This window comes from Leucobacter musarum subsp. musarum, assembly GCF_001273845.1.
Classification (GTDB): domain Bacteria; phylum Actinomycetota; class Actinomycetes; order Actinomycetales; family Microbacteriaceae; genus Leucobacter; species Leucobacter musarum.
Map to the genome: position 1 here is coordinate 1 of NZ_JHBW01000059.1, position 250 is coordinate 250.

Below are 250 nucleotides of genomic sequence, written 5' to 3' on the forward strand. Positions count from 1 at the left end.
CGGCGCAGCTCCGCGAGTCCCGACGCCGCGATCACCACCCCGATGCGCAGCTCGAGCAGTTGCCGCCCGAGCTCATCGAGACGCGAGCCGGGCAGTTCGAGCCGCCGGGTGAACGCGACGAGCGCGTCTCCGAGATGGTGGGTGTAGACGGTGGCGCCGGCGCGCTCGAGCTCGGAGATCGCGACCCGCAAGGGGGCGATGTCCCGGTCCGTTGCGGCGATCACCACGAGCGGCGCTTCCGGCGGGAGCC

General features: G+C 73.2%; 1 pseudogene. It reads right to left on the reverse strand.

The window, feature by feature from the left end:
* Nucleotides 1-250 (reverse strand): annotated as a pseudogene (locus tag CH42_RS16545) (PucR family transcriptional regulator); the annotation flags it as partial.